Source organism: Streptomyces sp. NPDC001880 (assembly GCF_053594575.1).
Genome location: NZ_JBSFET010000007.1, coordinates 95,687 through 116,478 on the forward strand (window position 1 = coordinate 95,687; position 20,792 = coordinate 116,478).

General features: G+C 69.7%; 19 protein-coding genes and 1 pseudogene. 7 read left to right on the forward strand and 13 right to left on the reverse strand.

The window, feature by feature from the left end:
• Positions 1–210 precede the first annotated feature (210 nt).
• Positions 211–1,521, forward strand: a complete 1,311-nt coding sequence (locus ACWCQ6_RS06650; RefSeq protein ID WP_451086096.1) for a PTS transporter subunit EIIC — start codon at positions 211–213, stop codon at positions 1,519–1,521.
• Positions 1,522–1,603: 82 nt separating this feature from the next.
• Here ACWCQ6_RS06650 and ACWCQ6_RS06655 read toward each other — a convergent pair whose 3' ends face one another.
• Positions 1,604–2,356 (reverse strand): MBL fold metallo-hydrolase, encoded by a 753-nt coding sequence (locus ACWCQ6_RS06655; RefSeq protein ID WP_451086098.1) that lies wholly within the window; start codon positions 2,354–2,356, stop codon positions 1,604–1,606.
• A gap of 177 nt (positions 2,357–2,533) precedes the next feature.
• On the opposite strand from ACWCQ6_RS06655, the gene ACWCQ6_RS06660 reads away from it, so the two are divergent.
• Positions 2,534–3,040, forward strand: coding sequence for a type II toxin-antitoxin system PemK/MazF family toxin (locus tag ACWCQ6_RS06660; RefSeq protein WP_451086100.1), 507 nt, complete (start codon positions 2,534–2,536; stop codon positions 3,038–3,040).
• 47 nt (positions 3,041–3,087) lie between these two features.
• Here the strand turns inward: ACWCQ6_RS06660 and ACWCQ6_RS06665 are convergent, their stop codons facing one another.
• From ACWCQ6_RS06665 to clpS, 7 genes are all read right to left on the reverse strand, one after another.
• The gene (locus tag ACWCQ6_RS06665) at positions 3,088–4,038 is read right to left on the reverse strand and encodes a PLP-dependent cysteine synthase family protein (RefSeq protein WP_451086103.1); all 951 of its coding nucleotides are present in this window, start codon (positions 4,036–4,038) and stop codon (positions 3,088–3,090) included.
• Positions 4,038–4,370 (reverse strand): MoaD/ThiS family protein, encoded by a 333-nt coding sequence (locus tag ACWCQ6_RS06670; RefSeq protein ID WP_451086105.1) that lies wholly within the window; start codon positions 4,368–4,370, stop codon positions 4,038–4,040. Before ACWCQ6_RS06670 ends, ACWCQ6_RS06665 begins: the two co-directional genes overlap by 1 nt.
• Before the next feature lie 130 nt (positions 4,371–4,500).
• A complete protein-coding gene (locus ACWCQ6_RS06675; protein ID WP_451086107.1) occupies positions 4,501–4,626 on the reverse strand; it encodes a putative leader peptide in 126 nt (41 codons plus the stop codon).
• 155 nt (positions 4,627–4,781) lie between these two features.
• Complete coding sequence (locus tag ACWCQ6_RS06680; RefSeq protein ID WP_451086109.1) at positions 4,782–5,213, reverse strand: Mov34/MPN/PAD-1 family protein; 432 nt, start codon at positions 5,211–5,213, stop codon at positions 4,782–4,784.
• 127 nt (positions 5,214–5,340) lie between these two features.
• Positions 5,341–6,780 (reverse strand): amino acid permease, encoded by a 1,440-nt coding sequence (locus tag ACWCQ6_RS06685; RefSeq protein ID WP_451086111.1) that lies wholly within the window; start codon positions 6,778–6,780, stop codon positions 5,341–5,343.
• Between the two features lie 327 nt (positions 6,781–7,107).
• Positions 7,108–7,695 carry a DUF2017 domain-containing protein gene (locus ACWCQ6_RS06690; RefSeq protein ID WP_451086113.1) on the reverse strand — a complete coding sequence of 196 codons (588 nt, stop codon included), beginning with the start codon at positions 7,693–7,695 and terminating at the stop codon, positions 7,108–7,110.
• Between the two features lie 77 nt (positions 7,696–7,772).
• Positions 7,773–8,087, reverse strand: a complete 315-nt coding sequence (gene clpS, locus ACWCQ6_RS06695; RefSeq protein ID WP_266732620.1) for an ATP-dependent Clp protease adapter ClpS — start codon at positions 8,085–8,087, stop codon at positions 7,773–7,775.
• Between the two features lie 78 nt (positions 8,088–8,165).
• Between clpS and ACWCQ6_RS06700 the strand changes: the two genes are divergently transcribed.
• Together ACWCQ6_RS06700 and ACWCQ6_RS06705 are read left to right on the forward strand one after the other, a co-directional pair.
• The gene (locus ACWCQ6_RS06700; protein WP_451086115.1) at positions 8,166–9,494 is read left to right on the forward strand and encodes a nicotinate phosphoribosyltransferase; all 1,329 of its coding nucleotides are present in this window, start codon (positions 8,166–8,168) and stop codon (positions 9,492–9,494) included.
• 367 nt (positions 9,495–9,861) lie between these two features.
• Positions 9,862–10,446 carry an isochorismatase family protein gene (locus ACWCQ6_RS06705; protein ID WP_451086118.1) on the forward strand — a complete coding sequence of 195 codons (585 nt, stop codon included), beginning with the start codon at positions 9,862–9,864 and terminating at the stop codon, positions 10,444–10,446.
• 212 nt (positions 10,447–10,658) lie between these two features.
• Here ACWCQ6_RS06705 and ACWCQ6_RS06710 read toward each other — a convergent pair whose 3' ends face one another.
• Positions 10,659–10,994: a hypothetical protein gene (locus tag ACWCQ6_RS06710; protein WP_451086120.1), complete on the reverse strand. Its 336-nt coding sequence runs from the start codon at positions 10,992–10,994 to the stop codon at positions 10,659–10,661.
• Positions 10,995–11,118: 124 nt separating this feature from the next.
• The gene (locus ACWCQ6_RS06715; RefSeq protein WP_451086122.1) at positions 11,119–13,518 is read right to left on the reverse strand and encodes an immune inhibitor A domain-containing protein; all 2,400 of its coding nucleotides are present in this window, start codon (positions 13,516–13,518) and stop codon (positions 11,119–11,121) included.
• 368 nt (positions 13,519–13,886) lie between these two features.
• Here ACWCQ6_RS06715 and ACWCQ6_RS06720 point away from each other — a divergent pair, with 368 nt between their 5' ends.
• Positions 13,887–14,252: a hypothetical protein gene (locus tag ACWCQ6_RS06720; RefSeq protein ID WP_451086124.1), complete on the forward strand. Its 366-nt coding sequence runs from the start codon at positions 13,887–13,889 to the stop codon at positions 14,250–14,252.
• 148 nt (positions 14,253–14,400) lie between these two features.
• Here the strand turns inward: ACWCQ6_RS06720 and ACWCQ6_RS06725 are convergent, their stop codons facing one another.
• Together ACWCQ6_RS06725 and ACWCQ6_RS06730 are read right to left on the reverse strand one after the other, a co-directional pair.
• Positions 14,401–15,063 (reverse strand): RDD family protein, encoded by a 663-nt coding sequence (locus ACWCQ6_RS06725; RefSeq protein ID WP_451086126.1) that lies wholly within the window; start codon positions 15,061–15,063, stop codon positions 14,401–14,403.
• A 111-nt stretch (positions 15,064–15,174) separates the two neighbouring features.
• Positions 15,175–16,824 (reverse strand): RDD family protein, encoded by a 1,650-nt coding sequence (locus ACWCQ6_RS06730; protein ID WP_451086128.1) that lies wholly within the window; start codon positions 16,822–16,824, stop codon positions 15,175–15,177.
• Between the two features lie 212 nt (positions 16,825–17,036).
• Here ACWCQ6_RS06730 and ACWCQ6_RS06735 point away from each other — a divergent pair, with 212 nt between their 5' ends.
• The gene (locus tag ACWCQ6_RS06735; RefSeq protein ID WP_451086130.1) at positions 17,037–17,513 is read left to right on the forward strand and encodes an SsgA family sporulation/cell division regulator; all 477 of its coding nucleotides are present in this window, start codon (positions 17,037–17,039) and stop codon (positions 17,511–17,513) included.
• Between the two features lie 35 nt (positions 17,514–17,548).
• On the opposite strand, the gene ACWCQ6_RS06740 is transcribed toward ACWCQ6_RS06735, so the two are convergent.
• Positions 17,549–18,916 (reverse strand): FAD-binding oxidoreductase, encoded by a 1,368-nt coding sequence (locus tag ACWCQ6_RS06740; RefSeq protein WP_451086132.1) that lies wholly within the window; start codon positions 18,914–18,916, stop codon positions 17,549–17,551.
• A gap of 97 nt (positions 18,917–19,013) precedes the next feature.
• Here ACWCQ6_RS06740 and ACWCQ6_RS06745 point away from each other — a divergent pair.
• Positions 19,014–20,755: pseudogene (locus ACWCQ6_RS06745) on the forward strand (tetratricopeptide repeat protein); the annotation flags it as partial.
• Positions 20,756–20,792: the final 37 nt, after the last annotated feature.

Here is a 20,792-nt window from a genome sequence, read left to right on the forward strand (position 1 = left end):
GTTCTTCACATGCGTGCGACGGCCCACCCTGGGTCCGTTTCGTCACCGTAACGCACGTTTGGCCCAGCTTCGCGGGCAGGTGACCGGATGATCACCAATGATGACGATCACTGGTGTCCTGTCTTCCAAGCGGGTTACGCACCGCACCTCAACTGGACTGCACCAGTCCGCCACGACGGTCGCACGCGCCTTGTTCCGGGAGGATGCCGAATGAGCTCAAGCAGCGCCGCAGTGCCACACAAGACGTGGTGGAACAGCTTCTTCCAGGGCCTCCAGAAGATGGGGCGCAGCCTCCAGCTCCCGATCGCCGTACTGCCGGCGGCCGGCATTCTCAACCGGTTGGGCCAGCCGGACGTATTCGGCGACGAGGGCCTGGGCTGGAACGACATCGCCAAGGTGTTCGCGGCCGCGGGCGGTGCGCTGCTCGACTCGGGACTCGGCCTTCCCCTGCTGTTCTGCGTCGGTGTCGCGATCGGCATGGCGAAGAAGTCGGACGGCTCGACCGCGCTCGCCGCGGTGGCCGGCTTCCTCGTCTATTACGCGGTGCTGCACGCCTTCCCGGTGGACTGCGCCCCGGGTTCCACGTTCACCTCGGGCGGCACCTGGTTCGGCACCTGCGTGACCGGCGACGCCAAGGTGACGGCCGCCGAGTACCAGAACCCCGGCGTGTTCGGCGGCATCGTGATGGGTCTGCTGTCCGCCTGGTTCTGGCAGCGGTACCACCGGGTCAAGCTGGTGGAGTGGCTGGGCTTCTTCAACGGCCGCCGGCTCGTCCCGATCATCATGGCGTTCGTCGGCCTGCTCTTCGCCGGGCTGTGCGCCTGGCTGTGGCAGCCGATCGGCGACGGCCTGACCAGCTTCTCCAAGTGGCTGGTGGACCTGGACTGGATGGGCTCCGGCATCTTCGGTATCGCCAACCGCGCACTGCTGGTCATCGGTCTCCACCAGTTCCTGAACACGTTCGTCTGGTTCCAGTTCGGCGACTTCACCAAGCCGGACGGCACGGTCGTGCACGGTGACATCAACCGGTTCCTGGCGGGCGACCCGACGGCCGGCCAGTTCACCTCGGGCTTCTTCCCGATCATGATGTTCGCCCTCCCCGCGGCGGCCCTGGCGATCTACCACTGCGCCAAGCCGCACCGCCGCAAGGCGGTCGGCGGCATGATGCTCTCGGTCGCCCTGACGTCGTTCGTGACGGGCATCACCGAGCCGATCGAGTACTCGTTCCTCTTCGTCGCGCCGCTGCTGTACGGGATCCACGCGGTGCTCACCGGCGTCTCGATGGCGGTGACATGGGCGCTCGGGGTCAAGGACGGCTTCAGCTTCTCGGCGGGCCTGATCGACTACGTCATCAACTGGAGCCTGGCGACCAAACCCTGGCTGATCATCCCGATCGGGCTGGCCTTCGCCGCCGCGTACTACGTGATCTTCCGGTTCGCGATCACCGGATTCAATCTCCAGACGCCGGGCCGCGAGCCCGACGAGCTGGAGGAGGAGATCGAGAGGAACCTCACGAAATAGCACGTCGGACGGGCTGCCGGCGCCACCGGTGCCGGTGCCGGTCGGCCTCTGCGTCGTGTCCGAAGAGGCTGCGGGACAGCCCTTAGACCTCGTACACAGCCCCCGGCACCGCCACCTCCGCCGGTCCGTGGAAGACCGTGCGGGCGTCGGCCAGATTGCGGTCGGCGTCGGTCCACGGCGGGATGTGGGTCAGAACGAGGCGCCCCACTCCGGCACGGGCGGCCGTCTCGCCCGCCTCGCGGCCGTTGAGGTGGAGGTCCGGGATGTCCTCCTTGCCGTGGACGAACGATGCTTCACAAAGGAACAGGTCCACACCCTCGGCGAGTTCGTCCAGGGCCTCGCAGATCCCCGTGTCGCTGGAGTACGCCAGTGAACGGCCGCCGTGCTCGATCCGGATCGCGAACGTGTCGACGGGGTGGCACACCTTCTCCGTACGGACCGAGAAGGGGCCGATCTCGAACGATCCCGCCTTCAGCGTGTGGAAGTCGAAGACCTCACTCATCGCGTGCTCGGACGGGGTGTCGGCATGGGCGGTGGTCAGCCGCTGCTCGGTGCCGTCGGGTCCGTAGACCGGGATGGGGGCGGGGCGCCCCCCGTCGTGCCTGTAGTAACGGACGACGAAGTACGCACACATGTCGATGCAGTGATCGGCATGGAGGTGACTGAGGAAAATGGCGTCGAGGTCGTAGAGACCGACATGGCGCTGCAGCTCGCCGAGGGCGCCGTTGCCCATGTCGAGGAGCAGCCTGAAGCCGTCGGCCTCTACGAGGTAGCTCGAACACGCTGATCCCGCGGACGGGAACGAGCCGGAGCAGCCGACGACGGTGAGCTTCATGGAGCGTGAACCTCCGAGACGTGGGAACGGGGAGGGTTCGTGCGGTCTGTTGAGCGGTTTGTCGAGCGTAAGGCGCGAAACAGCCGGTCGCTCCTCCGCGGCCGTCCGTTGTGGGGGAACTCACCTGCTCTGTCACCGGTTCGATGGAAGCGGTGGGGACGCCGGTACGGTCGGAGCATGGACATGTCCTGGTGGTGGATCGCGCTCGTCCTCGTCGTGCTGCTCGCGCTCGTCGCGGCGGTCGCCGACGGGCGGGGACGGGGCGGGCACGGGCCTCGTGGACGTTCCCGCAGTTCGGCGGGGGCGCGCTCCGGTGGACGTCCGGGCGGGCGGACCCGTCCGCCGGCGGGGCCCGGACGCGGGCCGGGGCCGGAGCGCAGGCCGCGGCCGGGTGAGGTCTGGTGGGCCGAGGTGCCGTACGAGGACGGGCCCGGGGCGAAGGACCGGCCCTGTCTGGTGCTGTCGGTACGGGGTGACTCGGCGCTCGTCGCGAAGATCACCAGCAAGTACCACGAGGAACGGCCCGGAGTGATCGCGCTGCCCGCCGGAACGGTGGGGGACGCGCAGGGCCGGGCGAGCTTCCTGGAGACGGACGAGCTGCGGGAGGTCGCCGTGCGGGGGTTCCGGCGACGGGTGGGGGCCGTGGACGCGAAGGTGTGGGAGCGGGTGCGCGGGCTCGGATGAGATGAGGTGCGCCCGCACCGGGCGCACCTCCTCGGAACGGAAAAGCCCTACGCCCAGAGCTGGCCGTGCAGCGTCTCGACGGCCGCTTCCGTGGTCGGGGCCGTGTAGACGCCGGTCGACAGGTACTTCCAGCCGCCGTCCGCGACGACGAAGACGATGTCGGCGCTCTCCCCCGCCTTCACGGCCTTCTTCCCCACTCCGATCGCCGCGTGGAGTGCGGCGCCGGTGGAGACACCCGCGAAGATGCCCTCCTGCTGGAGGAGTTCGCGGGTGCGGGTGACCGCGTCCGCCGAGCCGACGGAGAAGCGGGTGGTGAGGACCGAGGCGTCGTAGAGCTCGGGGACGAAGCCCTCGTCGAGGTTGCGGAGCCCGTAGACCAGGTCGTCGTAGCGCGGCTCGGCGGCGACGATCCGGATGTCCGGCTTGTGTTCGCGCAGGTAGCGGCCGACGCCCATGAGCGTCCCCGTGGTGCCGAGGCCGGCCACGAAGTGGGTGACGGACGGGAGGTCGGCGAGGATCTCCGGGCCGGTGGTGGCGTAGTGGGCGCCCGCGTTGTCCGGGTTTCCGTACTGGTAGAGCATGACCCAGTCGGGGTGCTCGGCGGCCAGTTCCTTGGCGACGCGCACCGCCGTGTTGGAGCCGCCCGCCGCCGGGGAGGAGATGATCTCGGCGCCCCACATGGCGAGCAGGTCGCGCCGTTCCTGCGAGGTGTTCTCCGGCATGACGCACACGATGCGGTAGCCCTTGAGCTTGGCCGCCATGGCGAGCGAGATGCCGGTGTTGCCGCTGGTGGGCTCCAGGATGGTGCAGCCGGGGGTCAACCGGCCGTCCTTCTCCGCCTGTTCGACCATGTGGAGCGCGGGGCGGTCCTTGATCGAGCCGGTGGGGTTGCGGTCCTCCAGCTTGGCCCAGATGCGGACCTCGTCCGAGGGTGACAGCCGCGGCAGGCGGACGAGCGGGGTGTTGCCCACCGCGGCGAGCGGGCTGTCGTACCGCATCAGTTCATGCCCGTGCGTCGCCCGACCGCCACCCCGGCCGGACGGGGCTTCGCCCCGGCGGCTCCTCCGGCGACGGCCGGGAGGATCGTGACGTTGTCGCCGTCGCTGAGCTTGGTGGAGATGCCGTCGAGGAAGCGGACGTCCTCGTCGTTGAGGTAGACGTTCACGAAGCGGCGGAGTTCGTCGCCGTCGACGATGCGCTCGCGGATGCCGTTGTGGCGGCTGTCCAGGTCCGTGAAGAGGTCGGCGAGGGTCGCTCCGTTGCCCTCGACGGCCTTGGCGCCGTCGGTGTAGGTGCGGAGGATGGTCGGGATGCGGACCTCGATGGCCATGGCGTGGGCTCCTGTCGGAAGCGGAGAGGTGGCGTGGGAAGCGCGCGGCTCTGCCCCCGCGCGGGGATGGTGCGTACGTGTAGTGCGCACGTGTGGTGCTGCGTGTTGGTCCTCGGGCCGCGGGCCCGGCTCAGGCCTTGCGGCCGGCGGGCAGGCGGCAGCTACAGATCGCACTGGAGAGCCTGCACAGGTCGACGTGCAGCCGCGCCACGAGCAGCATGCCCGGCGTCTTGTCGCTCACGTCATGGACAACCATGCGCTCATCGTATCGATTCCCGGTCCGTAATCCCGAGTGTGATCTCACCTGGTGGATGTTTAGTGTTCGAAAGATGGACGGGACCGTGGTGAGCCCGGTCCCGTCCGGCCCATGGGCGACCTGCGGGGGTACGGCGATACGGCGGTACGGCGAGGTCAGGCGGATTCGTACGCCTCGACGACCTCGACGTCCTCCTCGGCGATCTCACCGTCCACGATGCGGTACGAGCGGAACTGGAAGGGGCCCGCGTCGTCGGTGTCCGCCGTGGAGACGAGGACGTAGTGGGCGCCGGGCTCGTTGGCGTAGGTGACGTCGGTGCGCGAGGGGTACGCCTCGGTGGCGGTGTGGGAGTGGTAGATGATCACCGGCTCCTCGTCGCGGTCGTCCATCTCGCGGTAGAGCTTGAGGAGGTCGGCCGAGTCGAACTCGTAGAAGGTGGGTGAGCGGGCGGCGTTGAGCATCGGGATGAACCGTTCGGCGCGGCCGGTCCCGGCCGGTCCCGCGACCACGCCGCATGCCTCGTCGGGGTGGTCGGCGCGGGAGTGCGCGACGATCTGGTCGTGGAGCGCCTGGGTGATGGTCAGCATTTCGCCAGGATAGGCGGGCGGGTGACACGGTACCGAAGTATGGTACGACGCCGTCCGCATGGTGGACTGAAGGCTGTCCCGTGATCACCGGGACAGCCTTGGGCCGCTGAAGCGGCGGGGCGACGGCTCAGTTCTTGGCGAAGGCCTTGTTCTCGGGGTTGCGGGCCTTGAGGACCACGTACGAGGTGCCGAGGAGGGCCGCCCAGAGCGGGGCGCAGTACAGCGAGATCCTGGTGTCCTTGTCGATGCCCATCATCACGACGACCACGGCGATGAAGGCCAGCGCGAAGACGCTGGTGCACGGGGCACCGGGGGCCGGGAAGGCGGACCGCGGGAGCACTCCGCGGTCGGCGAGGCGCCGGTAGCGGATCTGGCAGATCAGGATCATGATCCAGGCCCACATGCCGGAGATGGTGGCGAACGAGACGACGTAGGTGAAGGCGTCACCGGGCCACTGGTAGTTGACCCAGACACCGACGAGCATCAGCGCGGCGGAGAAGGTGGTGCCGACGAGCGGGGTGCCGCTCCCGGTGAGCCGGGTGAAGAACTTCGGGCCCTGCCCGTTGAGCGCGAGGTCGCGCAGCATGCGGCCGGTGGAGTACATGCCGGAGTTGCAGGAGGAGAGCGCCGCGGTCAGCACGACGAAGTTGACGATGCCGGCGCCGACGACGAGTCCCATCTCGCTGAAGGCGGCGACGAACGGTGAGATTCCGGGCTTGAACGTGGTCCACGGGACCACGGAGAGGATCATGATGAGGGAGCCGACGTAGAAGACGGCGATGCGCCACGGCACGGTGTTGATGGCCTTGGGCAGGACGGTCTTCGGGTCCTTGGACTCGCCCGCGGTGACGCCGACGAGTTCGACGGCGAGGAAGGCGAACATCACGATCTGCAGGGTCATCAGGGTGCCCTTGATGCCGTGCGGGAAGAATCCGCCGTCCGACCAGAGGTGGGTGACGGACGCGGTGTCCCCGGCGTCGGAGAAGCCGAGGGTGAGAATTCCGGCGCAGATGAGAATCATGCCGACGATGGCGGTCACCTTGACCATGGAGAACCAGAATTCGAGTTCTCCGAAGAGTTTCACGGAGATCAGGTTCACGCCGTACAGAATGATGGTGAAGATCAGCGCCGAAACCCATTGGGGAATGCTGAACCAGAACGTCATGTACTGGGCGGCCGCGGTGACTTCGGTGATTCCGGTGACGACCCAGAACAGCCAGTAGGTCCAGCCGGTGACGAATCCGGCGAAGGGGCCGACGAATTCGCGGGCGTACTCGGAGAAGGAGCCCGAGACCGGGCGGTACATGAGGAGTTCGCCCAGCGCCCGCATGATGAAGAAGATCACCAGGCCCGCGACGGCATAGGCCAGGATCAGGCTGGGTCCGGCCTTGGCGATCGCCTTTCCCGCACCGAGGAAGAGACCGGTGCCGATGGCTCCGCCGATGGCGATCATCTGGATCTGACGGGCACCGAGGGCCCGCCGGTATCCCTCACCCGCCGTGCCGGAATCCGCGGCTTCCAAGGCCCGCCGGCCGCCCTGCCCGTTGTCGACCTGTGCCGATGTCATGTGGCGCCCCTTTCTCCACGCCGATCCGCGCCGCCGAGGCTGCGGATCAGGTCCTGATCCCCCCGGATATGGACCCAGCGCCGGCGGTGGTGGCCGGCTCGTGGCGCCCTCGGGAACAGGGGTGGCGTCGCCCGGGTGTCCATGAGGATTCTTCACGGACACCCGGGCGACCCACCGGACGTTGCGTGGTGCACCCCACAGTAGAAAGCGGGCAGGAGTCCCTGCCGCAGCAGAAGGGCCATTCGGGTGGCGGGATCGTTGTTCGGATCCGAACGTCCGTTGAGGGGAAAATCGACGCTCGTCCGGAGCGCGCCGCCACGGCACCGGCTAAGGCATCAGCGTTTCCACGAGCGTTTCCTGCAGCGCGCCGAGCCAGAGATAGGCCATGACCATCGGCTTGCGCGGGTCGCTGTCGGGGAGCCGGTAGAGCGAGGAGCCGGACTCGCCCTCGTCCTCGTCGGACACCTCCAGACGGGTGCCGATGGTGAGCCGGAGGTCATTGAGGGCGCCGAGCCAGTGGCGGCATTCGTCGCCGGTCAGTTCGAGCACGGCGGAGCCGTCCCCGGCGACCGCGAGGGCGTCCAGGGTGCGTACGACGGCGAGGGCGTCGTCGCGCTTGCGGGCGCGCAGATCGTTCTCGGTGAAGCGGCGGAACTCTGCGGAGGCGGACCGCAGTTCGCTGTCCTCGTCGCCGTACGCCTCGGGGAAGAGGCGGGCCAGGGCGGGGTCGGTGGGCGGTTCGCTGGGCCCTTCCGCGAAGAGGGCGGCGAGCGGGTCCGTGCCCTCGGCGGGTTCGTCGCCGGGACCGATCAGTTCCAGCAGCTGAACGGCGAGGGAGCGCAGGATCGCGATCTCCACCTCGTCGAGCGCGACGGCCGCGCCGCCGCCGGGGGTGGCCTCGAAGTGGCCGGCCATGGGGTTTCTCCGATGGTGGGTCGGGCAGTGCAGGTTTCGGGCGGGGCAGGATTCTGGCGGGGCGGAGGAGGACCGGTCTAGTTGCGGTCCTGGGTGAGGGTGGCCCACAGTCCGTAGCCGTGCATGGCCTGGACGTCGCGTTCCATCTCCTCGCGGCTGCCACTGGAGACGACCGCGCGCCCCTTCTGGTGGACGTCCAGCATCAGCTTGTGCGCCTTGTCCTTGGGGTAGCCGAAGTAGGCCTGGAAGACATAGGTCACATAGCTCATGAGATTGACCGGGTCGTTGTGGACCAGCGTCACCCAGGGGACGTCCGGCTCGGGGACGACGACACTCTCCTCGGCCGATTCGGGACGCTCGATCTCTGTGGGTGCGACGCTCACCCACCCCATGCTGCCACTCGGGAGGGTGCATCGCACAAACGACCCGGGATCTCGTCACTCTGACGACATAGGGGTAGCATCCGGAACATGAACTCTGCGGACCTTGGGCGACGGGTCGGTGTGCCGTCGACCGCGCTCTTCACCGACCAGTACGAGCTCACGATGGTGCAGGCCGCACTGAAGGCCGGCACGGCCGACCGCCGCTCGGTCTTCGAGGCCTTCACGCGCCGGCTGCCCGAGGGGCGGCGTTACGGCGTCGTCGCGGGCATCGGACGGGTACTGGACGCGGTGGAGAACTTCCACTTCGACGACGAGATGCTCACCTTCCTGCGCGAACAGCACGTCGTGGACGGGCCCACGCTCGCCTGGCTGGCCGACTACCGCTTCAGCGGTGACATCTGGGGCTACCCGGAGGGCGAGGTGTACTTCCCGGGCTCGCCGATCCTGCGGGTCGAGGGCTCCTTCGCCGAGTGCGTGCTGCTGGAGACGGTGATCCTGTCGATCCTCAACCACGACTCGGCGATCGCCGCCGCCGCGTCGCGGATGTCCGCCGCGGCGGGCGGGCGTGGCCTGATCGAGATGGGTGCACGGCGCACCCATGAACTGTCGGCGGTGGCGTCGGCGCGTGCCGCGTACATCGGCGGCTTCAACAGCACGTCCGACCTGGCGGCGGGCTTCCGCTACAACATCCCGACCGTCGGGACGAGCGCCCACGCCTTCACGCTGCTCCACGACACCGAGCGCGACGCGTTCCGGGCCCAGGTCGACTCACTGGGCCGGGGCACGACGCTGCTGGTCGACACGTACGACGTCGCCGAGGCGGTCCGTACGGCGGTCGAGGTCGCCGGGACCGAGCTGGGCGCGGTGCGGATCGACTCCGGCGACCTGCTGCTGGTCGCGCACCGGGTGCGGCAGCAGCTGGACGAGCTGGGCGCCACGGAGACGAAGATCGTGGTGACGTCGGACCTGGACGAGTACGCCATCGCCTCGCTGGCCGCGGCGCCGGTCGACGCGTACGGGGTGGGCACGCAGCTGGTGACCGGCAGCGGGCAGCCCACCTGCTCGATGATCTACAAGCTCGTCGCCCGTGCCGGGTCCGCCGATCCGGCGGAGCCGCTGCGTCCGGTGGCCAAGAAGTCGCTCGGCTCGAAGTCGTCGGTGGGCGGTCGCAAGTGGGCCGCGCGCCGGCTGGACGAGAACGGGGTGGCCGAGGCCGAGGTGATCGGCACCGGTGCCGTACCGCCGGAGCTGGCCGACCGGCAGCTGCTGGTCGAGCTGGTCAGGGGCGGCGAGGCGATCGCCCGCGAGCCGCTGGACGCGGCGCGTGAGCGGCACATCGCGGCACGGGCGGGGCTGCCGATGTCTGCGGTGCAGCTGTCGCGCGGAGAGCCGGTGATTCCCACGGAGTACGTATGACCGGCTGCTGCGGCCTGCCCGGCGGATCGGGCCGGACCGGGCGCGGCGTCCGGAGCAGCCTGCCCGGCAGATCGGACCGGACCGGGCGCGGCGTCCGGTCCGGTGTATCGCAAGGCACCGGAGCGCACTCGTAGCGGAGCCGTTCGGACGTTTCGGCAACGCCACAAGGTGCCGTGCCGGACGCCGCGTCCCCGACCTGATCCGGCATCAGCGGTGCTCGGTGGCGGGCGGGCGCGCTCGCGCGCCACCGTGTCCCACAACGCCGCAAGGCCTCCATTCCGTCCCCTCCCTATCCGGGGCCGGAGTCTCTAGGCTCGAAATACACCCCCCACGACCGCCGACCGTCCCCCACCGAAGGACACCCGCCATGCACCGCGCCTTGATCGTCGTCGACGTTCAGAACGACTTCTGCGAGGGCGGCAGCCTCGCCGTGGCGGGGGGCACCGATGTCGCCGCCGCCATCACCGATCTGATCGGGGAGGCCCAGGCCGGGTACCACCATGTGGTGGCCACCCGCGACCACCACATCGACCCGGGCAACCACTTCTCCGCCGAGCCGGACTTCGAGCACTCCTGGCCGGCGCACTGCGTGGCCGGCACGGAGGGCGTGGGATTCCACCCGAATTTCGCCCCCGCGGTCGCCTCGGGGGCGATCGACGCGGTGTTCGACAAGGGCGCCTACGCCGCGGCGTACAGCGGCTTCGAGGGCCTCGACGAGAACGGCGTGGGGCTGGCCGACTGGCTGCGGGACCACCGGATCACCGAGGTCGACATCGTCGGCATCGCGACCGACCACTGCGTGCGGGCCACGGCGCTGGACGCGGTCCGGGCGGGCTTCACGACGCATGTGCTGCTCGACCTGACCGCCGGGGTCGCCGAGACGACCACGGAGCGCGCCCTGGAGGAGCTCCGCAGGGCGGGCGTGAAGCTTTCCGGCAAGCCGGTGGTGTAGAGCCGCGCGCCACGCCCTTCTGCGGTCCGCACAGGCCCCGCGCGGGGCTCAGAGGCTGTCGGGTGATCTCGGACCGGGCGGCCACGCCCTGATGCGCACGCTTTCCGCGTTGTCGTCGGTCGCCAACGCTCCGCGTTGAATCCCTCCTCCGCCTTGGAATCGCACGCACCGGACCGCGTTCGCTTTCCGATCCGAGGTCACCCGACAGCCGCTCAGGCCGGACGCCGTACGGGGACGGCGGGTCGGAGCAGGGCCCGGATCGGGTGCCAGAGCTCCTGCGCCCGCTCCGGTCTCGCCCGCCACAGCAGTCCGTCGGGGTGGTGCAGCACGGCGGTGATCTCGTCGGGCGTGGGCGGCTCGGCGTTGCCGCGGAGGTAGACGGCGCGCAGGCCCGCGTTGCGCAGCCGGGTCAGGGCTCGGGCCCGGTTGGCCGCGTGCACCAGGACCCGGACCGGGGTGCCGGAACCCGCTCCGTCCGTCGGACTGGGCAAGGTGATCGCCACCACCACACTGCCGTTCGGCAACTTGCAGAACCCTCCGCCTGCCATGCTCCACACTCCCCCGTGAGACGTCGTGTCAATAAGCTTCTGAACAAGACGCACCTAAACACGATCGGCCGCCGCCCGCTAGAGGGCGACGGCCGATCATGCTTTGACCTGCGGTTATACGGGACTACTTGTGCGAGGGACCGACCTTCACGGTGATCGTCTGGCCGCTGCGCGGCTCCTTGACGATCGTGATCCGGGTGTTCGTGTCAGGAACCTGAACACTTCCGGTCGGGTTCTCCTTGTACCAGTAGGTGCCCTTGTGGTCGTCGAAGACCGGGATGCCATGCTGCGACTTGATCCGCACCGGTACGTCCGCATTGTGCAGCGTGAAGGCGTCGGTCGAGTACCAGCTGAAGGGCGCGTCGAACGGCTGGATCTTGTTGCGGATGACCGAGCCGTCGGCCCACTTCAGGGGCTTGGCGTGCGCGTCGACCGGCAGGATCAGGCCCTGGCCCGGGTGCTGCGACACGTTGTTGTCCTTCTGGGACTTGTCCCAGAGCCAGACGAGCAGACCGTTCTGGTACGGGTAGTGCTCCACCCAGTCCGGACGGGTCTTGGAGAAGCCGAAGTTGTACGGGCCGACCTCAAGGGTCTTGTCGTAGCTGACGTACTGGCGGTTCTCCGCGATGTAGTACTGCGGGTAGTCCTTGGTGAACGACTCGCCGACGCGGGAGAAGCCCTTGGCGGTCCAGCCGTTGTCGTCGCCCTCGGCGTTGTCCGTGAAGAGCGCGGCACCGTCGGCGGTGACCGAGATGGTGTCGGCCGCGAAGCCGATGCCGCCGGCGCCGCCGTCGGTGGCGTAGCGGAAGCGGATGTCGATCTTCTTGCCCGCGTAGGCGTCCAGCGAGTAGGAGAGCTGCTGGTACTTGCCGGAGACGTCGGTCAGGGCCGGCTTGTCACTGGCGTCGCGCGGGATCGCCTTGCCGTCGGCCGTGCCGTCGATCGCGGTCCAGCTGGTGCCGCCGTTGTCCGACACCTCGGTGTAGAGGTAGTCGTAGTCCTTCTCGATGTCCCACCAGCCCGAAAGGTCCAGGGAGGCCTTGGACTTGCCGGTCAGGTCCACCGAACGGGACAGGGTGTTGCTGAGGTTGTCGCCCATGTCGCTCCACCACTGCTTGGAGCCCTCCGCCGGCTTGGTGACGGCGGTGGTGACGGGCTTCTCGGGCAGCGTGACGACGAGCGCCTGCTTGTTCTTGGTGTTGTACTCGGAGACACCCAGCTTGTGGGTGGACTTCGTCGAGGCCTTGGCCTCGGCGTAGTCGAGCCAGCCCAGCTGGAGCTTGTCCCAGGCGGTCATGTCGCCGGGCAGGTCACCGATCGAGTCCTTGCCGGTGCCGAGCCAGGAGCCGGCCGACATCAGGGACCAGAAACCGACCGAGTTCTCGGCGGTGTTGGTGGTGTCGTAGAGGTCCGGCAGACCCAGGTCGTGGCCGAACTCGTGGGCGAAGACACCCAGGCCGCCGTTCTCGGGCTGCGCGGTGTAGTCGCCGACCCAGATGCCGGTGTCACCGATCTCGGCGCCGCCGGCCTTGTTGCCCTCCGGGCCGGTCGCACCGGCGTTGGTGCCGTAGGCGTACCAACGGTGGGCCCAGATGGCGTTCTTGCCCTCGACGCCGCCGCCCGCGGACTCGTCCTCACCGGCGTGGACGATCTGGAAGTGGTCGATGTAGCCGTCGGGCTCGTTGAAGTTGCCGTCGCCGTCGTGGTCGTAACGGTCCCACTGGTCGTACTGGGCGAGATCTGCCTTGATCTGCTCGGGCGTACGGCCCTTGGCCTTCTGGTCGGCGGCCCAGGCGTTCACGCCGTCCCGGATCATGTCCCAGGCGTTGGCGCAGTTGGTCGCGCCGCAGTAGTTGGAGCCGTAACGGGCCTCGTTGTACGGCACCTTGACCCAGTCGGAGACCTCACCCTCGACCGAGTAGCGCCCTGAGGACGTCTTCTCGTAGTACGTCTTCAGCGAGTCCTTGCCGGCGCCCTCACCGAAGTAGAGGTCCTGGAAGTGCGCCTGGTTGTAATCGGCCTGCCAGGCGGTGCTGTTGTCCTTCTTGGGGTCCGGCTTGGCAATCTTGTTGTGCAGCGGGCCGGGCGTTCCCCCGTACTTCGGAACGGCCGGCTTCGGGCCGTCGCCGTCCGGGTCGAACATGGTGGTGTTGTCGACCTGGTCGCCGAACTCCACGAGGACCGTGAAGATCTTGTCGGTCTTCTCGCGGCCGAGCTCGACGTACTTCTTGTCGTCGAGCTTGACGACCTGGGAGCCGCCACGCTTCGTGATCTTCTTGTCGCCCGATATGACCTGCTCCAGGGCGGCCTGACGCTGCGCGTCCTGCTGCTCGGTGAACGGGCCCTTCAGGTCGTGCTCGTTGCCCTTCGCCGACCCCGGGTCACGGCGGTCGACGGTGGCGCTCCTGGCTCCCGATGTCGTGTCATCAGCCTGAGCGGTGGCGAAAGCTGACGCCGTGGCAGCGGTGGCAGCCATGGCCACGACAACCGCTGCGGAGCGAAGCGCCCGTCTGTTTGTGGTCACTTGATGCAGTCCTCCCCGGCACTCGCCGCTGCGGCCAGGAGTGGTGTGGGGCCGCGCGCGAATACGCGTCACAAGTGACGACATTCGACCGGAGTTACGCGAGAAAAGACAGATCTTGACTTGAGCAGGCCAAGTGCACTATGCAGGAGAACGCTTCCGTTATCCGGACGTTCATCAAGCCGGTATCCGGCGAGTCATGGGCCGCGATCGAGGTACGGAATGACTCCGTGCGCCCCCTGTGCACCGATACCGTGGGTTAGGTCACGCTTACCAGCATCCCCTCCCGGGCATCCACCGTCGTAGAGTCGATTGACAGTGCGACCGTGTTGAGAGACTGCCCATCCGATGCCCCGAGGACGGATACCGCCATGCCGCATCCCACTGCCGCACAGCTCTCCTACGGTTCGGTCACCGTCGTCTTCTCGACCCTCGCGATGCTGCTGCTCTCCCGTACGGACTCGGGCGTCGCCATCGCCGTCATCGGAACCGCGGCGCTCGCGCTCGGTCTGCTGGTGGCAGTCACCGTGCCCCGGCCGGCACACGCGAAATCCGCGAAGCAGGCGCGGTCCCGCTCCGCGGTCCGGGTGAACCGGGACGCGGTCTCGGCGGCCATCGAGGCCGAGGGCCTCGCCCGCGACGGGGACCGGGCCCCCGTCCCCGCCCCCCGCGAGGCCGCGCAGCGCTCCGCGACTCCCGCGGACGAGCGCGTGGACCGGCACTCGCTGCGCCCCTGAGGCCTTTCGTTCGGATCAGACCCGGTCGGCCCGGCTCGGTCGGTCCGGCTCGGCTCGGTCCGGCTCGGTCGGTCCGGCTCAGTTGGTCCGGCTCGGTCGGTCCGGCTCAGTTGGTCCGGCTCGGTCGGTCCGGCTCAGTTGGTCCGGCTCAGTTGGTCTGTACGACCACCGTCTTCGCCGCCTTGTCATGCAGGCCCTGCCGGTACGGCTTGTCCGTGAACATGAGCACGATGTTGATCAGCCACCACAGGCACGGGCAGCACAGCAGCGCCGGCAGCCACAGCACCACGGCCCGCAGGAATGCCGCGCCGGTGTCCGGCACCCGGCCGTCGTTGAGCATCGCGACCCGCATCTTCAGCAGCCGCTTGCCGGGGGTCCGGCCGTCCTTGTGCGTGAAGTACGTGTCGTACGCGACGTAAACGACCAGACCGATCAGTGACCACACCAGCTGGTGCCCGCTGTACGTCTGACTGAAGACATCGCCGAAATCGTTGTTGCTGCCGTTGCCGTTGTTCTCCGTCACCTCGACCACGCCGCCCCACGGCAGCGAGATCAGATAGAGCGGGATCGTGACGATCAGGAAGTCGATCAGCCGGGCCAGGACGCGCTTGCCCGGCTCCCCGAGCGGCGGCATGCCCGCCAGCGGATCCGCACCGCCGTACGGTCCGCCGCCGTAGGGCCCCGGTTCGTACGGCGGCGGGGGCGGAGCACTGTCGTACGGCGAACCCGATGACGGCGGCGGCTCGTGCGGCTTCTTGCGGAACGGGTCGTCCTCGGGCGGCTGACCGGACGTCGGCTGATCGTTGCTCATGGGGGCAGTGCACCCCGGCCCGGGGGCGCCCGCAACGGCTCAGGTGCGTTCGGGGGAACGGGCGGCGCCGACGGCCCCTCACCCGATGGGCCGTCAGCCGGGCGGGTGCGCTCAGCCCGCCACGAAGGTGCGTGCCGCCTTGTCGTGCCAGCACTGGCGCCACGGCCGGTCGATCAGACACCACAGCACGTTGACCACGCCGATCACGAGGAGGCCGAGCACACCGTAGACCAGCCACCGACGCAGCGCGGCGCCGAAGGACGGGGCGTCGTGGGACTCGATGTCCCGCACTTCGAGTCCGCAGAGCTTCTTGCCGAGCGTGCGTCCCCACTTGGCCGTCGGCAGCGCCTCCAGCAGCACGCCGAGCACGAGGAACGCGGCGATCACCCCGCCGAACAGACCGGCCGTGGTGGAGTCCACCAGCCAGACGGTAACCGTCTCACCGGACAGCTTCGCCGCGTTGATCTTCTCGTCGATGTGGTCCAGTGCCTGCGAGACGAGCGGGAAGCCGATCGCACCGACCAGCGACATCAGTACGACGGTGTCGATCAGCCGGGCGGCGAACCGCTTGCCGAGCCCGGCCGGCCTGGCCGCCGCCTGGGCCTGCGCGAGCTGTTGGAAGGGGTCGTTGACCGGCGGCTTCCAGGGCACGACGCGCTGATCCGGCTGAGCACCCTGCGCGCCGAGCTGCGGCTGGGGCTGGGGCTGGGGCTGGGGCTGCTGGGGCTGTTGGGGCTGGGGCTGGGGCTGGGGCTGGGGCTGCTGGGGCTGGGGCTGGAGTTGAGGCTGTTGCTGCTGGGCCGGGAGCTGGGGCTGTTGCTGCTGAGCCGGAAGCTGCGCCCAGGGAGCGGGGTTCTGTGCGGGGGCCGGGGCGGGGTTCCGCGCCTGGGCGGGGGTCCGGTTCTGTGCGGGGGCCGGGGCGGGGTTCTGGGCTCCCGTACCGGGGGCGATCGCGCGGATCGCCATCGTCCCCTCCGAGGCCGCAGGTTCCGCCGTCCGGTGAGCGGGCGGCCCACCGCCCTGACCCACGGCCCGGATCGTGACCGTCCCGTCGGCGGGCGGCCGCCCGGAGTCGCCCGCGCCGTCGCCCGTTTCGCCGCTGCCGCCAGGACGGCCCTGACGGCCGACCCGGATCGCCACGGTGTTCTCGGGGACAGCGGCTGCGGGCTGTCGCGGATCCGCCGGAGCCCGGTCGGCCTGAGCTCGGTCGGCGGGGGCGGGGGCACGGTCCGCAGGCGTACGCGGATCGGGGCCGGGCTCCGTACCCGAAGGCCGGTCCTGATCACCCTGCCCGCTCTGCCCGCTCCGGTCGCTCCGGTCGCTCCGGTCGCTCCGGTCGCTCCGATCATCGGACTGGCCGGTGCCGCCCCAGGAGACCCGTCGGTCGTGTTCCCCGCCGAATCCGGTCTGCCGGGAGGCATCGGCCTGCCAGGCGGTGGCGGGTTCGGGGCGGTTGCCCGCGGACGGCTCCTCGTCCAGGAAGACCGGACCGGTCTCGTCCACCGGTGCCGGGACGGCGGGCTGCGACGGCGACGACTGCGGCCGCGCATCCGGCTGCGGCTCCGGCTCGGCCGCCGGTGCGGAGGGCGCTGCTCCGGAAGGCGCCGCAGACATCGACTCGCCCTGCTGAGGGGCGGGGCGGCTCGTGCCTGGCACCCACGAAGCACCGTTCCAGTACCGGACGTATCCGGGAATGGACGGGTCGGGGTAGTACCCCTCGCGGGGGCTTTCGTCACCGGGTGCCGGGGTTGGGGCGCTCATCACCGTGGTCCCGTATCTCTTCGAGGCCTGAATGCAACGGGTCCACATCTACCAGACACCCGCGTATCCCTGGGCCACTCCAGGGGTTTGGGCCGCTTTCCCGTCGCCCGGAAATTTTTTTCGGAAGTCGCGTAATAGACGACGGGGAGGGCGCTCTCTCCTTGTGCGGGCCGGTCATGGGACCGGTCCACAGGCACCGGAAGGACGCACTCATGCACACCGTCGTGGAACGCGAGCTGGAACTCAAGCTGGTCCTGTCGCCCGAGCGCAGCATCCCCGTACCCGCCCGTCTGACCTACCGCACGGAGGACCCGTACGCCGTGCACGTCGCCTTTCACATCGGCTCCGACTTCCCGGTCCACTGGACGTTCGCCCGCGATCTGCTGGTCGAAGGGGTGTTCCGGCCGTGCGGTCACGGGGACGTCCGGATCTGGCCGACCAAGGTCGAACAGCGCAACGTCATCTTCGTCGCGCTGACCTCGCCCAACGGGGATGCGCTCCTGGAGGTGCCGTCCGCCGCGGTCGCCGCCTGGATGGAGCGGACGCTGCGGGTGGTCCCGCCCGGCACCGAGGCCGAGCTGCTCGGGATCGACGACGGCCTCGCCGAGCTGCTCGCGCCGCTGCCGGCCGACGACCTGTGGATGCGCGACCCGTGGCCGTCGGACGAGTCGCAGGACGGCGGGGCATGAGCGGGAACCGCTCCGCCCGGCCCTCGCGCCCGCGGTCAGAACACCTTGCCGGGGTTGAGAAGCCCCAGCGGGTCGAACGCCTGCTTGATGCCCCGGTGCAGTTCGACGCTCACCTCGCCGAGCTCGCGCGCGAGCCACTCCTTCTTCAGTACGCCCACACCGTGTTCACCGGTGATCGTGCCGCCGAGCTCCAGGCCGAGCGCCATGATCTCGTCGAAGGATTCGCGGGCCCGCCGGGACTCGTCGGCGTCGGTGTGGTCGAAGCAGACGACGGGGTGGGTGTTGCCGTCGCCCGCGTGCGCGCAGACGCCGATGGTGAGGCCGTACTTCTCGGCGACGGCCGCGGTGCCCTCCAGCATGGCGCCGAGCTTCGAGCGGGGTACGCAGACGTCGTCGATCATCGTGGCCGACTTGACGGTCTCCAGCGCGGTGAGCGACATCCGCCGGGCCTGGAGCAGCATTTCGGACTCGGCGGCGTCCTCCGCGGGGACCACGTCGGTTGCACCGGCCGCGGTGCACAGCTCGGCGACGGCGGCCAGGTCGGCCGACGGGTCCGGGGTGTCGAACGCGGCGAGCAGGAGCGCCTCGGTGCTGTCGGGGAGGCCCATGTCGGCCATCTTGTTGACGGCCTGGATCGTTGTACGGTCCATCAGTTCGAGGAGTGACGGAGTGTGACCACGCTCCATGATCCGGCAGATCGCCTCGCAGGCGGTCGCCGCGCTCGGGAACTCCGCGGCCAGGACCAGCTGCTGCGGCGGCCGGGGCCTCAGCGCGAGCACGGCCTTGACGACGATGCCGAGGCTGCCCTCCGAGCCGACGAAGAGCCGGGTGAGGTCGTATCCGGCGACGCCCTTCGCGGTGCGGCGGCCGGTGGAGAGCAGGCGCCCGTCGGCGAGGACGACCTCCAGGCCGAGTACGTATTCGGCGGTGACCCCGTACTTCACGCAGCACAGGCCGCCGGACGCGGTGCCGATGTTGCCGCCGATGGTGCACATCTCCCAGCTGGAGGGGTCCGGCGGGTAATAGAGACCGTGCTCGTCGACCGCCCGGGACAGCACCGCGTTGACGACGCCCGGTTCGACGACGGCGATCCGGTCGACCGGGCTGATCTCCAGGATCCGGTCCATCTTCACCAGGGACAGCACGATGCAGCCGTCGGAGGCGTTGGCCGCGCCCGACAGGCCGGTACGGGCTCCCTGCGGGACGACCGGCACGCGCAGCGCGGTGGCCGTGCGCATGACGTGCTGGACCTGCTCGACCGTGCGCGGGAGCACGACGACCGCGGGCGTGCCCGCGTCGCAGAAGCTCGCCATGTCGTGGGCGTACGAGGCGGTGACGTCGGGATCCGTGACCAGGGCCTCGGCGGGCAGACCCGCACGCAGTTGTTCGAGAAGACCGTTCACGATCCAAGCGTGACACCCGGGCCCATTGGTGTGAACCCGTCTGCCGTGGCCTCCACAAGGCGCGGTGTGCTCTTATTACTGACGCAGAGTGATCGGCATGGATGTCATGCCGCAGCAGCCTCCGCAGTCTCCCGGTCCGCGCCGCCGCCCTCCCCTTGACGCCTCGGACTTCGCCGGCGCCTCCGCGCTGTCCACGTTCTTCGACCCGGCGTCGGAGGACGGGCTCCCGCCCTTCTCGCTGCGTACGACGCTGCGCCGGGCGGCCCTGGGCGTGGTGGCGGGTGCGGTGCTGGTGACGGGTGCGGTGGTGACCGTTCCGGACGACGGAAAGAAGGCCACGCCGCCCGCGCCCGGCCCGGTCTCGCGTGCGCTGACGGCGACGGCGGCCGGCTCCCCGGCCTCGCTCTCCGATCTGACGGCGCTGATCGGGGACCGGCAGCAGTGGGTGGGCACTCATCCGTCCGACGCGCGGTCCTGGGCGGTGCTCGGTACGGCCTACGCGGAGTGGGCACGGCGTGCCGCGGACACGGCGTACTACGGGCGGGCCGAGCAGGCGCTGAAGCGCTCGCTGGACGTACGGCCGGGTGAGAGCGGGAACACGGCGGCCTGGGTGGGGCTCGCGGCGCTGGCCAATGCCCGGCACGACTTCGGCACGGCGAAGAAGTGGGGCGAGAAGGTACGGGCTCGGCAGCCGAAGCAGTGGACCGTCTATCCGGCGCTGATCGAGGCGTACTCCGGTCTCGGCGACCGCAAGTCCGTGAAGACGGCGGTGGAGCGGTTCACGGCGCTGCGCGCGGGGGTCCCGGCGCTCGTGCAGACGGCCAGGATGTACCTGGACCAGGGCCGGCGCGAGGACGCGCTGGCCAACGCGCAGGACGCGGCGGACCGGGCGGCCACCCCCGCGCAGAAGGCGGAGTGCCTGGCCCTGCTGGGCGAACTGGCCTGGGAGCGGGGCAAGCCGGAGGAGGCGGTCGCACAGTACAGCGCGGCACTGCGGACCGACCGGAACCACCACCCGTCGCTCGCGGGCCGGGCCAGGGCGCTGTTGGCGCTCGGCCGCACCGACGAGGCACGGCGCGACTACTGGGCTGCGCTGGCGCATCTCCCCCGGCCCGAATACATGCTGGAGCTGGGCGAGTTGTACGAGTCGCTGGGGCTGGACGAAGAAGCCCGCAGCCAGTACGCCGGGCTCCGCGAGGCCCTCACCCGGGACGACGCCCAGGGCGTGAACAACGCTGTCCTGCGTGGCCGCTTCGAGGCCGACCACGGGGATCCGGACACGGCGGTCGACCTGCTGAACGACGAATGGGCGCGGCAGCACCGCAGCGCGGCGGTGGCGGACGCGCTGGGCTGGGCCCTGTACCGCTCGGGCGAGCCGTCCGCCGCGCTGGAGTACGCGACCCGTGCGGTCGACGCGGGTGGGCAGAACGCCTCGTACGCGTACCATCTGGGCCTGGTCCAGAAGGCCCTGCGGGACTACGGTCCGGCGCGCCGCAATCTGGAGGAGGCGCTGCGCTCCAACCCGCGGTTCTCACCGCTGGACGGTCCGGCCGCCCAGGAGGCCCTGGACGATCTGGCATCTCCCCCACCGGACGGCCCGTAGGACTGTGGCCCGCCCTGGAGCCCGAGCCTCCCGCGCCTCAGGCATCGCCTCCGACGGCTGCGGCGGCTGCGGCGGCACGGCCCGCAGCGCCGACACCGCGACCGGAGCAGCAGAAGCCCGCACCGCGGCAACCGGAACCGAAGAAGCCGGAACCGAAGAGAATCGAACCGCGGAAGCCGGAGCCGGAGCAGCCCGAGCCGAATCGGCCCGTGACAACGCCAACCGGCCCCGGGCGGCCGTTGAGGAGCCCGGAGCCTGTGGTGCGCCGGCCCT

Excerpts from the sequence above, each read along its gene's own strand:
- ACWCQ6_RS06675 (WP_451086107.1), bottom strand. The coding sequence starts at position 4,626 with ATGGTTGTCCATGACGTGAGCGACAAGACGCCGGGCATGCTGCTCGTG.
- ACWCQ6_RS06735 (WP_451086130.1), top strand. The coding sequence starts at position 17,037 with ATGCACACCGTCGTGGAACGCGAGCTGGAACTCAAGCTGGTCCTGTCG.
- clpS (WP_266732620.1), bottom strand. The coding sequence starts at position 8,087 with ATGGGGTGGGTGAGCGTCGCACCCACAGAGATCGAGCGTCCCGAATCG.
- ACWCQ6_RS06710 (WP_451086120.1), bottom strand. The coding sequence starts at position 10,994 with ATGGCAGGCGGAGGGTTCTGCAAGTTGCCGAACGGCAGTGTGGTGGTG.
- ACWCQ6_RS06660 (WP_451086100.1), top strand. The coding sequence starts at position 2,534 with ATGGACATGTCCTGGTGGTGGATCGCGCTCGTCCTCGTCGTGCTGCTC.
- ACWCQ6_RS06720 (WP_451086124.1), top strand. The coding sequence starts at position 13,887 with ATGCCGCATCCCACTGCCGCACAGCTCTCCTACGGTTCGGTCACCGTC.
- ACWCQ6_RS06725 (WP_451086126.1), bottom strand. The coding sequence starts at position 15,063 with ATGAGCAACGATCAGCCGACGTCCGGTCAGCCGCCCGAGGACGACCCG.
- ACWCQ6_RS06685 (WP_451086111.1), bottom strand. The coding sequence starts at position 6,780 with ATGACATCGGCACAGGTCGACAACGGGCAGGGCGGCCGGCGGGCCTTG.
- ACWCQ6_RS06680 (WP_451086109.1), bottom strand. The coding sequence starts at position 5,213 with ATGCTGACCATCACCCAGGCGCTCCACGACCAGATCGTCGCGCACTCC.
- ACWCQ6_RS06705 (WP_451086118.1), top strand. The coding sequence starts at position 9,862 with ATGCACCGCGCCTTGATCGTCGTCGACGTTCAGAACGACTTCTGCGAG.
- ACWCQ6_RS06655 (WP_451086098.1), bottom strand. The coding sequence starts at position 2,356 with ATGAAGCTCACCGTCGTCGGCTGCTCCGGCTCGTTCCCGTCCGCGGGA.
- ACWCQ6_RS06730 (WP_451086128.1), bottom strand. The coding sequence starts at position 16,824 with ATGAGCGCCCCAACCCCGGCACCCGGTGACGAAAGCCCCCGCGAGGGG.
- ACWCQ6_RS06665 (WP_451086103.1), bottom strand. The coding sequence starts at position 4,038 with ATGCGGTACGACAGCCCGCTCGCCGCGGTGGGCAACACCCCGCTCGTC.
- ACWCQ6_RS06700 (WP_451086115.1), top strand. The coding sequence starts at position 8,166 with ATGAACTCTGCGGACCTTGGGCGACGGGTCGGTGTGCCGTCGACCGCG.
- ACWCQ6_RS06650 (WP_451086096.1), top strand. The coding sequence starts at position 211 with ATGAGCTCAAGCAGCGCCGCAGTGCCACACAAGACGTGGTGGAACAGC.
- ACWCQ6_RS06670 (WP_451086105.1), bottom strand. The coding sequence starts at position 4,370 with ATGGCCATCGAGGTCCGCATCCCGACCATCCTCCGCACCTACACCGAC.
- ACWCQ6_RS06690 (WP_451086113.1), bottom strand. The coding sequence starts at position 7,695 with ATGGCCGGCCACTTCGAGGCCACCCCCGGCGGCGGCGCGGCCGTCGCG.